We start from the raw sequence: 11,986 nt of genomic DNA, 5'->3' as shown, positions 1-11,986 counted from the left end.
TCAAAACCACTTGCCCTTGCAGGGAGCTTAAAACACACTCCGAAGTCGTGGTTTTTTACTTTTATATTTTTATTGTATTTCTAATGTAATGAAATTTTAATAATATATCCGATACATTACCAATTCTAATCACTATCTTTTACAGCATTTACTAAGGTTGCGTTGATAAAGAATGCTCCTTTGGTGGCAATAGTCTGTTCGGGGGCTATAGGTTTTACAGGGGCAATGGCAGTATACCCACTTTCGGAAGCTCCTTTTACTACCTCCACTTTCTCAAAAGAGGTTTCTTTATCCGAAGTTTGGGTTACCAGAAAAATGTAGGATTTACCAGCATCCTCTACGATAGCCTCGTTAGGTACAGCAGGGGTCGTTTGTTTGTCAAGACTGATAACCCCTGTTACGTTCATTCCGCTGATAAGCCCTTGTTTGTCTCCCTCTACGTGGCAATGTACAATGATGCTTTTGCTTTCGTTTTCAAACGAAGCCGCAATGTTATACACTTGGGCATCATATTCGCGAGAGGTGTTATTGGTAGGGTTGAAGTGCACTTGTTGTCCTACCTTAATGTAAGGCAAGTCACGCTCATACACTTGCAAGTGCAGGTGTAGCGAACTGTTGTCGATGATTTCCACAATAGGGGTGGAGGCATCTATATAAGCCCCTTTGTTAGTATATACCGCACTGATATTCCCACTAATAGGAGCCACTATCGCCAAAGTAGATTGCATTCCCTTATCGGTGAGTGTTTGAGGGTTTAAGCCCATTAGGCGTATTTGTTCTTCAAGCGAAGCTTTTTCGGTACGGAGAGTGCGTAGCTGAGTAGTAGCGGCTTGTAGGTTCTTACCAGTACCAGCATTCCCTTCATAGAGGGTTTGCTGACGGTCAAGTTCTTGTTTAGCAAGTTCTATCTGACCATTAACGGTGAGCAAGCGCTGTTGTTGTTGCAAGAATTCTGGGTTAGAAACAGTAGCGATTACTTGCCCTTTTTGCACATAACTGCCTATCTCTACCTTTACGCTCTTGATAATCCCCGCATATACAGTCGATACCTTCGCCTGATGGTCGGCAGGCACGCTCAGTATTCCATTGGCTTTGAGGGTAGCGGCAAGACCTTTTTCTTCTATATGTCCCAAACGAATATCTACAGTTTGGATTTGAGCTTGGGTAAGGGTGGTGAGGTTGCCTCCTTCTTCGTGGTGTTCTTCGCGCTCTTCGAGCTTTTGATTATTGGTAGTTGTAGGAGTGCCATTGCAGGCTGATAGACTAATTCCTATAAGGATAAAAGCGATTTTTATACCATATTTTTTCATTTGTTTTACTGGTTTAAAAGGGATTGTATTTCTATTACTTTTTGATTAAGCGCCTCGATACTCTCAAGGTATGCCAAGCGGGTATCTACGGCTGTCTGTAGGGTGTAAAGGTACTCCACATAGCTTATTTCACCTGCGCTATACCCTAACTGATTGGCTCGGATAATGCGCTCGGCTTCAGGTAGCGCTTCTTGTTTGTAAAACTGATATTTTTGCAAATTCAGTTGGTATTCCTCTTGCAGATTTATCCATTGAGTTTTAAGCTGTTTTTCTGTTTGTTGAGCTGCTTCTATAGCTGCTTCTTTCTGATATTTATAAGCTTTCACCTTGGCACGGGTAGCGGTAAAAATAGGAACTGAAAGCCCTATGGTGGCAAAGTGAAAACGTTTACTTCTATCAGTATAGGTCTCTACCCCTCCAATGGTTTGCATTCCTATAAGAGACTGATTGGTATAGCCCAATGTAAGGTCGGGCAGGGCTTGGGCACGCTCTAGACGTTTGTTGTGCTCAGCTATGTTTGCTTCTTGATAGCTGAGTTGTACCAAAGGGTGCTGAGAGAGTTGTACATCCGAAGGCTCACTGAGTAACAAAGGCTCATACACGGGCGACTTGGTAATGGTAAATGCTTCTTCTGTTTGCATTAACGTACGCAAGTTGCGATAGGTAGCTTGTTGTATAGTTTTGTTCTGTTGAAGTAACAAACTTATTTCTCCTTTCTTCACTTGGGCAGTGTTAATATCTATCTTCTTGGTATCCCCTGCTTTATAGCGTACTTCAGCAATGCGAATAAAATTATTGTAGAGACTATCAAGCTGCAAGAGCTGTTCCTCTTTAAAAGTCAAATATTGCAATTGCTGATATGCGTTGCGCACTTGCCGCTTCAGTTCATTCTGCTGAAGGGCTAATTGCCCTTGTTGTAATTGTGTCTCTGCTTGATAGAGCTTTTTGCGAGCAGCAAATACTGTAGGCAAAGGAATAGACTGGGATATACCTACTGAGAGATCTTTCTCGGGGCTGCTATACTGGCCAAACTGCCCTGTAAGTTCGGTTTTGGGAAGCTCCCAGGCGGTGCGCTCTTTGGCGGTAGCCTCTTGTAGTTTGAGTCGTTCCGCCTTGATAAGCCCATTGTTTTCGAGGGCTATTTGCTCTATTTCTTGTAGCGAGTAAGACTGCTGAGCGTGTAGCGCTATAGGACTGATAAGCAATAGGGCTATCGTGAGTACTTTAGCTGAAGGACGGCGCCAAGAAAAGGTACTATTGAAAGCGATGTAAAGCAACGGAAGCACGAAGAGGGTGAGGAAGGTAGCCGATACTAACCCCCCAATAACCACTGTAGCTAAGGGGCGTTGTACTTCTGCTCCTGCTCCTTGACTGAGTGCCATAGGTAGGAAACCTAAGCTCGCCACCATAGCCGTCATTAGCACAGGGCGTAAACGCATTTCGGCACCCGTAATCACGCGATGCAAAAGGTTGGTCATTCCTTCTTTTTTCAGCTGGTTGAAAGTGCCAATAAGCACTATACCGTTGAGCACTGCTACCCCAAAGAGCGCGATAAAACCAATACCCGCACTAATACTAAAAGGCATTCCCCGAAGAAGCAAGGCAAATACGCCCCCAATGGCACTCATCGGGATAGCGCTAAAGATGAGTAAGGATTGTTTTATAGAATGGAAAGCAAGGTATAACAAGAAAAATATTAAAAGTAGGGCTACAGGCACGGCTATGAGCAGTCGGTCGGTGGCTTGTTGTAGGTTCTCAAACTGACCGCCATAGGTAAAGTAATAGCCCGTAGGGAGCTTTACGCCCTTTAATTTTTGTTCTATATCACTCACCACACTCTGCACATCGCGCCCTTGCACGTTGAAGCCAATGACGATACGGCGCTTGCCTGCTTCACGGCTTACTTGTGCGGGGCCTAATTCATATTTGATAGTGGCCAATTGGCTCATCGGCACCTGCCCATTTTCGGTAGCTACCATCATATGCTGTACATCGTCAATTCCGGTACGATGGAGGCTATCGAGGCGTACCACAAGGTCGAACCTTCGTTCGTTCTCGAAGACAACCCCAGCCTTCTTACCAGCAAAGGCGGTACTGAGTACCTCATTGACCTCTTGCACCGAAAGTCCGTAGTTGGCCAAACGCACACGGTCGTAAGTAACATTGATTTGCGGAAGTCCGCTTACTTTTTCGACCTGTGGGGCGGTACCACCTTCTGTTTTCTGGATAAGTTGACTTACTCTTTGGGCGTAGTGGGCGAGGGTATCCATGTTTTCTCCAAAGATTTTTATCGTTACATCCTGTCTGACACCTGTCATCAATTCGTTGAAATGCATTTGTATAGGCTGGCTTTTCTCAAAGAAGACCCCAGGAATATCCTTGAGCCGCTCAATGATGGCATCTCCTAATTCCTCATAGGAGCGACCACTTTTCCATTGGTCTTGGCTCTTGAGTACGATCACAATATCGGAGGCTTCCAGCGGCATAGGGTCGGTAGGTATTTCGGCAGAACCTGTTTTGCCTATCACCATTTTCACCTCGTCGAACTCACGAATCAGGCGAGAGGCCTGCATGGAAGTCTCCAAGCTCTGCTTCAGGGAAGTGCCCGGTGGCAGAATACATTCAAAAACAAAATCGCCTTCTTGTAGTTGTGGAATAAACTCACCTCCCATACGGCTGAAAATGCCTACCGCAAGAACGAACAGTGCCACGGTACTGCCTATTATCCATCCCCTAAGGCGGATAGAACGGACAAAGAGCGGTTGGTAGTGACGGTAGAGCCAGCTTATCATTCGCTCGGCAAAACTGCGCTTGTCACTTACTGTTTTAGGTAGGAGCAAAGCGCTCATGGCAGGGATATAAGTCAGGGAAAGGATCAGGGCACCCAAAATAGCAAAGACGACGGTTTGTGCCATAGGGCGGAACATCTTGCCCTCTACTCCTACCAAGGTAAGAATGGGAATATACACCATCAGGATGATAATCTCTCCGAAGGCGGCACTACTGCGTATTTTGGAAGCGGAATGGAATACCTCCTCATCCATTTGTGCTTGGGTAAGTCGTTGGTGGTTCTTTCGGATCGCCAAGTGGTGCATCACTGCTTCTACCACGATAACCGATCCATCTACGATAATTCCGAAATCTATCGCTCCCAAGCTCATCAGGTTGGCACTTACTCCAAAGAGGTTCATCATTCCTAAGGCAAAGAGCAAGGAGAGCGGAATGGCCGTGGCAACAATCAGTCCGGCACGCAGGTTTCCTAAGAAAAGTACTAAGATGAAGATGACAATCAGCGCCCCCTCTAAGAGGTTTTTCTCTACTGTATGGATGGCGCGTTGTACCAAGTCCGTGCGGTCTAAGAATGGCTCTATCACTACATCTTCAGGTAGGGATTGCTGTATGGTGGGCAGTTTTTCTTTGATACGACTGACTACCTCGTGGCTGTTTTCGCCCTTGAGCATCATCACTACCCCACCTACGGCATCCACCTCGCCATTATAGGTAAGGGCACCATAGCGGAGGGCACTGCCCAAGCGTACCTCGGCTACATGCTTGATAAAGAGGGGAGGGGTGTGCTTGCCTACGGCTATATTGCCTATGTCTTCAAGGGAGCGAGCCATGCCTATTCCTCGGATAAAGTAGGCATTGGGGCGCTTGTCGATATAGGCACCTCCTGTATTTTGGTTGTTCTGCTCCAAAGCAGTGAAAATATCACTGACACTCACCCCCATGGCACGGAGGCGATCGGGGTCTATAACCACCTCATACTGCTTGAGTTCGCCTCCAAAGCTGTTGATTTCGGCTATTCCTTTGGTACCATAGAGTTGGCGAGCCACGATCCAGTCCTGCATGGTGCGGAGGTCTTTGGCGGAATATTTGTTTTTGCTCTGTTCCGTAGGGCGAATGATATACTGATATACCTCCCCCAGTCCGGTACTCACGGGTGAGAGTTCGGGCGAGCCTATGCCTTGAGGGATTTGCTCCTGTGCCTCCTTGAGCTTTTCATTGACTAGCTGGCGGGCAAAGTAGATGTCCATATCCTCGCTAAAGACGGCTGTGATGACCGAGAGGCCAAAGCGGGAAATACTGCGTGTTTCCTCCAGCCCAGGAATATTGGCGATGGCTTGCTCAATAGGAAAAGTAACCAGTTGCTCTACCTCTTGTGAGGCCAAAGTAGGGGTAGAGGTGATGATTTGTACTTGGTTGTTAGTAATATCTGGAACGGCATCAATGGGGAGCCTTGTAGCACTCCATACGCCCCAAAAAATAAGCATAAGGGTCATGAATCCTACAAATAGCTTATTTTTGATGCTAAATAGTATGATTTTGTCTAACATTTCTAATAAGAATTAATGATTAGTTAATGACTAATGATGGGTGAGATGACTAATGAACAATCACTTGAGATGAAGAAAGAAAAGACTATATCTTGGGAGGAGTCCAGATATTCCCATAGCAGTTCGAAGACCATACGGTCAGGGGATAGCTATAGGAGGGAATGGTTGCGGTGGCTTGAGCAATGGTTAAGGCCTCATAAGTAGTGGGCGTGCTGATTACCATTTGGCAGCAAGTGCAAATGCAGAAAGGTGAACAGCTATCCAAATGAAAATGAGAGTGTTCCCCAGTTGGGGCTGTTACAAATTCATAAGAAGCTGAAGACTCCTCACCTTCAAGCATATCCGTACAAGGCAGCCCAGTGAGTGCCAACAGATATAAGCTAAGTATGAAGGTGAAAAATCTCATATTGGGGGCAAAGATACATTTTTTTTCAATCTGACAAAATTTTTTTGATTTTGTCGCATTCTATTACATAATTAAAAATAACACATCTGACACATTACCAGCTCCACGCAGACGTGTAGCAACGCACGTCTGCGGGTGCAAAGGTAAATTTTTTTGGTTATCTTGTCAAGATGTTGTACCTTTGCACCCTGAAGTTACTGAGAAAATAGGTATAATCAAATGAAATAAGAGCTATTACTAAATCATTACCTAATCTTCTTGTAATTCCTGTATCTTCTTTATTTAAAATAGATTATAAAAGTAGTTTCAATTTTGGGGCAAACTTTGCAAAGTTAATATGAATATTAAATCTTCACTTTTAAACCTACAAACACGGTGCGAGGTAGCGAAGGACCATAGATGTAATCGGCATCGCGTTCAGCGCCTTTGTCGAAGTCTTTTTGATATTGGTTGAAAAGGTTTTTGATACCGCAACTTACTTCTAAGGGGAAGAAAGTTTGGAATTTAAACTCATAAGCGGTGTTCACGCCTACGTCCCACATTGCAGGAGTGGTCTCCAAACGCGTATCGGCTATATAACCTTTCAAGTGAGTGGTTTTCATACTACCTGTATATACGGTTACAAAGTTGATATCCCAATTAGGGCGTGGTTTATAGGTTGCCATCAGGTTGCCATACACATTAGGCGTGCGGAGAATTTCATCGGTGTAGACGTTTTCTTCGGGATTTTGCACACTATTGTATTTAGAACTTTGGATAGTGGTGGCAAGTTGTACCATAAATTTGGGATTAGGGCTGTACTTCACTTCTATATTTACTCCCTTCACTACGGCACCATCGGAATTGCGTTTCTCACGGATAGGCAATCCGTTTTCTAAACCTGCATCTTCGTAAGTAAAGCGGTCGTGCAAAGCCGTGTAAAACCCTTCTATCATTGCTACAAATTGGTGGTTGTCGTGAGCGTGGTTATACTCAAAAGAAGCGGTAAAGCTATCGGAGGTCTCTTTTTTAAGATCATCGGCGAGTTTTACGCGTCGTGCTTCACCTCCTTGCAATTCGCTGTGTACATCTTCTGAATAGAAGAAAGGCGCTCTAAATCCTCTTGAATACGAACCTCGAGCGATAAAGTTTTCATCGATATTATAAAGCACGCTCGCACGAGGGTTGAGTGCTGTAACACTTTTCTTCATTATATCGGAATTGACATTGTCGAATCGGACACCCCCGAGCACTTTGATTTTGGGAGAGATACGCCAATCGGCTTGAGTGAAGAGACCAAATGTATTCGCTTTTTGGTTTACGGCAAGCACATTAGGATTCTGACGCTTTTCGGCTATCTTGTCGTATTGATATTCGGTGCCCGATGTCCATTGCAAATTGCCGTTGCCCGTAGGCACATAAGCCGTATGCTGTCCGCCGAGTAACCATATATTCTCTTTGGTAACCCCATAGTTACCAGAAGAGGCTACTATATCAGTACCGTCGAAACTGCCGTAATAGTTATCAGCGCGAGTACGTTCGGCACTGGTATAGGCAGTAAACTTATGATTATAGGCAGGTGAGAAATACTCGAAATTAGCATTACCTCCTAACATTTGCGTACGAATACTTTCGGCAAGGTCGGCAAGGTGTTCGGGTTCGTCGAGTTTATTACCTCCGCGACGGTTTTCGTTGCTCACGTTCAGTTCGGCGGTGAGCTTATGACGGTCGGTGAAATCGTTAAAGAGTTTTGCACCAGCATTGAGATTGCGCAAACGAGTGATTTCGGTAAAATCATCGCCATTATCATCATAAGACTGACGTGTGCGTTGCATAGCGTGGAAAGAAATACCGCGCATATAGTTCTCACTCACAAGTGAACCGTTAAAAGAGCTTACCACATCGGCTGATTTACCGCCTATGAGGTTGCCCACAATACTTGCTTGTGCCTCGTTTTTGGTAGGGTTTTTAGTAATCACGTTGATAGTACCGGCAATGGCATTAGAGCCAAAGAGGGCAGAACCACCTCCACGGATTACCTCTATGCGCTCAATCATATTGGCAGGGATTTGGTCTAAGCCATACACACCATTAAGCGAGCCAAAGATAGGACGGCTATCGATGAGAATTTGGGAATAAGCACCCTCCAAACCGTTGATACGCACTTGGGAAGTACCACAGTTCTGACAGTTTACTTCGGTGCGCAAACCCGGTTGGAATACCAGACCTTCCATCAAGGTATGGGCTTTGACGTTTGCCAGTTCACGATTGGTAGTAACACTCACCAGTACAGGAGCATCCTTGCGGTTTTCTTTGGTTTTGGTAGCGGTTACGACTACTTCGTCTATACCGAGTACATCTTCTTTAAGAGCGACATCTTGAGTAAGGGTTTCTTCCTGAGTAATGACCACTTTATCGTTGTAAGGAATGTAGCCTAAGGAGCGAATTTTTAATCGGTATTCACCGGCTGGTAAGGAAATAGAATAATGACCGTTGCGGTCGGTGGTTGTCCATTTTTTTAAAGATTTACTTTCGAGTTGGACAGTTACGGCTTCTAAAGGTTCATTATCCACCGTGATAGTACCTTTGATAGTTCCGTTTTGAGAGAAACATAAAGTACTGAAAGCTATAGCAATAGCTGATAAAAAAGTTTTCATATAATATTAATTTGTTTAGAAAATTTGGTGCGAGCCACTCGGGCAATTTTCTTATTACCTTATTGAGGCAGGCACAATTACTTATTATTTCGGCGCAAAGGTAATTCATTTTTAGATAATGTGAAAATTTTTAAAGAAATATTTTTAGTTTTATTTAAAGTGTTTTATTAGAGTTCCGTAGTTATAAGGTTTTCAAAAGTCGTAGAAATGAAGAGGTACAAACAAAAAAAGCGACTCAAAAAGAGTCGCTTTTTTTTTTTTGTTAACTATTATTTGTTACTTGATACTATGGCAATAGCCTAAAACATAATCCTCTATAAAAATGAAGTGGACTTCGTATTTACCACGCCCTACGAGTATCTCGGTAGAGCTATCGGTAGGGAAGAAATCGCGTACTTTTACATCGTTGAGGGTGAGTTCAGGATTGCCGTGAATTTTGAAGCCTACTTCTTTAGCGCACCACGTCATTGTGAGTTTTTGTATGATACTTTCTAAAGAGAAAGAGGCTGCTCTAAAGTTCCATTGGGTGAACTTATGTGCTATAGCTACTATTTTTTGGCGTTTTTTCTCTATATCTACCCCTACTTTTCTATCGCTGATAATCACTGCTACTTTATTAAAGGAATGACTGATAGAAATTTGTTTTCCATCGCTAAGGAAAGGTTTTCCGTTAGGATCGTAGAACAGAGCAGTAGGTGTATAACCGATATTTTTGAGCAATACGCGTGTAGCAAGGAAGTTCTTTTTGCCTTTCTCATTGTGAATGGCATTCAAACTTTCTTGTTGTTGGGGTGTGAGTACGACCGCTTGCTGCAAATCAGTGAGCCTCTCCTCCACATCCCATAAGTAAAGTTTGGTCTTTACATCAATATCAAATGTTTTAATCAATGGCATTTTTGTTTTCTCTCATCTATTTTATACAAAGGTAGTAAAAAAAACTTCAATATAGACAAGTTCTATTTAGAGAGCAAAATGTCTGTTTTGTAATTTAACATAATAAATATGTTAATGAAAAAAGTTTTGGACTTAATTTTTAATGGTTTATTAGTATTTTGGCTATGGGAATATGTTAAAAACTCTTATTTTAAGTTATCAGAAGTTTAACATTGTAAAAATGAGAGTTTAACAAAAGTTTAACGGTGTAGAGCGCAAAAAAAGTCTTCACGAAAAAGAAAATCGTGAAGACTAAAAAATAAAATATAACTTTTAAAAAATAAAAATGATAGCAAATTCTTATTTATAAAGTACTTTTTTTACAGCTTTTACTACGTCTTCGGCGTTAGGTAAGAACTCTTTGAGCAATTCTGAAGAGAATGGCGCAGGAGTATCGGTGGTAGTAATACGTTGTACAGGAGCATCGAGGTAATCGAAAATGTGTTCTTGTACTTGGTAAGTAATTTCGGAAGAGACACTGCTAAAAGGCCAAGCTTCTTCTAAAATTACTAAGCGGTTTGTTTTTTTCACTGATGTGAAAATGGTATCGAAATCGAGTGGACGCACGGTACGCAAATCGATGATTTCACATTCGATGCCTTCTTTGGCTAAAATATCGGCTGCTTTGTGAGCTTCTTTGATGATTTTACCGAAAGATACAATAGTTACATCGCTACCAGCGCGTTTAATGTCGGCAACACCAAGAGGAATAGTGTATTCTTCTTCAGGTACTTCACCTTTATCACCGTACATTTGCTCAGACTCCATAAAGATTACAGGGTCGTTATCGCGGATAGCCGATTTGAGCAATCCTTTAGCATCATAAGGAGTTGAAGGAACTACTACTTTCAAACCAGGACAGTTAGCGTACCAATTCTCAAAAGCTTGAGAGTGGGTAGCAGCAAGCTGACCAGCAGAAGCGGTAGGACCGCGGAATACGATAGGAATATTAAATTGACCACCTGACATTTGCCGCATTTTAGCGGCATTGTTGATGATTTGGTCAATTGCTACCAACGAAAAGTTAAAGGTCATAAACTCAACGATTGGGCGGTTACCATTCATAGCTGCCCCTACTGAGATACCTGCAAAACCACCTTCGGCGATAGGGGTATCGATTATACGTTTAGGACCAAACTCATCGAGCATTCCTTTAGAGGCTTTGTAAGCACCGTTGTATTCGGCAACCTCTTCACCCATCAAATAAATAGACTCGTCGCGACGCATTTCTTCGCTCATCGCTTCGCAAACGGCTTCTCTAAATTGTATTGTTCTCATTTATATTATATTAAATAAGGTATATAACTAAAATTTTTCAGTTTGAAAGTACAAAAGTAGAAATAATTATTTAATTTCCCAATTTTTTTAAGTGATTATTTTTAGAGAAAATTTTTAAAATGTTGTTTATTAACGGTTTAAGTTTCTAATTTTTTTATACGAAAACTAAAGAATATCGGACTATTTGGAAGTGGCTAACAATCAATAACTAAAATTTGCTAATTTAGCAATTACGTTGTATCTTTGCCGTCTGAACACTTACTATCTAAAGTACTATGGCAAGAGAAATCAAAGCAACGCCCATACTTGAGGGGCAAGATGTAATAGAGTTCTACAAGAAATTAGCAGGGTTTAAAGAGAATTTTAAACGTTTAGGCATTACACGTGAGAGTATTGAGAAAGATGCTGCTAAATTAAGAGCTATTTTCAAGGAAAGTAGAGAAGAAAAATAAATAGAACAATGAATTTAGATAATTTATCTTTTTTAAGAGTTACTAAAGGATTTGTGTTTAAACCCTTTAATTGTGAAGATGATGATTTGAATGAGTTTCTTTTTGAAGAAGCTATTCCTTATCGAAAAGAATTACTCGCTACCACTTTTGTGATTGAAGATGACACCCGAACTTTAGATTATTATAGCTTACTAAATGATAGCTTACAACTTAAAGAGGAAATGTTTTCTTCAAAAAGTCAGTTAAAAAAGTTTTTAAGAGATTTAATACCTTATCCTAAAAGACACTTAAAAAATATTCCTTCTGTAAAAATAGGTCGCTTGGCTGTTGATAAATCTTGTAAAGGAAAAGGATTAGGAAAAATAATGATTCATACTATTATAAGTAATTGCCTTATGTTGAATGACAATCAAGCTTGTAGGCTTATCACTGTTGATGCCTACAAACAAGCTATTCCTTTCTATCAAAGAATGGGTTTTGAATTCCTATCAGATAATGACAAAGAGGACAGTACCCGATTGATGTTTCTTGATTTAGCAGACCTTGAAGAGTAAATAATATTAAAAGAATGAACAATAAAAAGTCATCAAAGATTATTAAAAATAAACCCTATCTTTGCAATACTTAACACCCC

General features: G+C 41.9%; 8 protein-coding genes. 2 read left to right on the top strand and 6 right to left on the bottom strand.

Annotation, left to right across the window (positions count from 1 at the left end; translation table 11 throughout):
• Positions 1–125: 125 nt before the first annotated feature.
• The 6 genes from HMPREF9073_RS06050 to HMPREF9073_RS06030 form a co-directional block, all read right to left on the bottom strand.
• Positions 126–1,310 carry an efflux RND transporter periplasmic adaptor subunit gene (locus HMPREF9073_RS06050; protein WP_009750739.1) on the bottom strand — a complete coding sequence of 395 codons (1,185 nt, stop codon included), beginning with the start codon at positions 1,308–1,310 and terminating at the stop codon, positions 126–128.
• Positions 1,311–1,315: 5 nt separating this feature from the next.
• Positions 1,316–5,647 carry a CusA/CzcA family heavy metal efflux RND transporter gene (locus HMPREF9073_RS06045; RefSeq protein WP_009750738.1) on the bottom strand — a complete coding sequence of 1,444 codons (4,332 nt, stop codon included), beginning with the start codon at positions 5,645–5,647 and terminating at the stop codon, positions 1,316–1,318.
• A gap of 85 nt (positions 5,648–5,732) precedes the next feature.
• Positions 5,733–6,053, bottom strand: a complete 321-nt coding sequence (locus HMPREF9073_RS16565; protein WP_009750737.1) for a DUF6660 family protein — start codon at positions 6,051–6,053, stop codon at positions 5,733–5,735.
• Between the two features lie 344 nt (positions 6,054–6,397).
• On the bottom strand, positions 6,398–8,689 hold the full coding sequence (locus HMPREF9073_RS06040) for a TonB-dependent receptor (protein ID WP_009750736.1): 2,292 nt from the start codon (positions 8,687–8,689) through the stop codon (positions 6,398–6,400).
• Positions 8,690–8,965: 276 nt separating this feature from the next.
• Positions 8,966–9,583, bottom strand: a complete 618-nt coding sequence (locus HMPREF9073_RS06035) for a 4'-phosphopantetheinyl transferase superfamily protein (RefSeq protein WP_009750735.1) — start codon at positions 9,581–9,583, stop codon at positions 8,966–8,968.
• Between the two features lie 339 nt (positions 9,584–9,922).
• The gene (locus tag HMPREF9073_RS06030; RefSeq protein ID WP_009750734.1) at positions 9,923–10,900 is read right to left on the bottom strand and encodes a pyruvate dehydrogenase complex E1 component subunit beta; all 978 of its coding nucleotides are present in this window, start codon (positions 10,898–10,900) and stop codon (positions 9,923–9,925) included.
• 275 nt (positions 10,901–11,175) lie between these two features.
• Between HMPREF9073_RS06030 and HMPREF9073_RS15900 the strand changes: the two genes are divergently transcribed.
• A complete protein-coding gene (locus HMPREF9073_RS15900; RefSeq protein WP_009750733.1) occupies positions 11,176–11,352 on the top strand; it encodes a hypothetical protein in 177 nt (58 codons plus the stop codon).
• Between the two features lie 8 nt (positions 11,353–11,360).
• Positions 11,361–11,906 (top strand): GNAT family N-acetyltransferase, encoded by a 546-nt coding sequence (locus HMPREF9073_RS06025; RefSeq protein WP_009750732.1) that lies wholly within the window; start codon positions 11,361–11,363, stop codon positions 11,904–11,906.
• The last annotated feature ends 80 nt before the right edge of the window (positions 11,907–11,986 follow it).

The sequence above is a fragment of the Capnocytophaga sp. oral taxon 326 str. F0382 genome (assembly GCF_000318295.1).
GTDB lineage: Bacteria > Bacteroidota > Bacteroidia > Flavobacteriales > Flavobacteriaceae > Capnocytophaga > Capnocytophaga periodontitidis.
Note: the sequence above shows the minus strand (reverse complement) of the source record. Positions and strands in the feature narration are given on the sequence as shown.

Bases quoted from the DNA above. Each gene is read 5' to 3' on its own strand.
- HMPREF9073_RS06030 (WP_009750734.1), bottom strand. From the start codon at position 10,900: ATGAGAACAATACAATTTAGAGAAGCCGTTTGCGAAGCGATGAGCGAA.
- HMPREF9073_RS06050 (WP_009750739.1), bottom strand. From the start codon at position 1,310: ATGAAAAAATATGGTATAAAAATCGCTTTTATCCTTATAGGAATTAGT.
- HMPREF9073_RS06045 (WP_009750738.1), bottom strand. From the start codon at position 5,647: ATGTTAGACAAAATCATACTATTTAGCATCAAAAATAAGCTATTTGTA.
- HMPREF9073_RS06040 (WP_009750736.1), bottom strand. From the start codon at position 8,689: ATGAAAACTTTTTTATCAGCTATTGCTATAGCTTTCAGTACTTTATGT.
- HMPREF9073_RS06025 (WP_009750732.1), top strand. From the start codon at position 11,361: ATGAATTTAGATAATTTATCTTTTTTAAGAGTTACTAAAGGATTTGTG.
- HMPREF9073_RS16565 (WP_009750737.1), bottom strand. From the start codon at position 6,053: ATGAGATTTTTCACCTTCATACTTAGCTTATATCTGTTGGCACTCACT.
- HMPREF9073_RS15900 (WP_009750733.1), top strand. From the start codon at position 11,176: ATGGCAAGAGAAATCAAAGCAACGCCCATACTTGAGGGGCAAGATGTA.
- HMPREF9073_RS06035 (WP_009750735.1), bottom strand. From the start codon at position 9,583: ATGCCATTGATTAAAACATTTGATATTGATGTAAAGACCAAACTTTAC.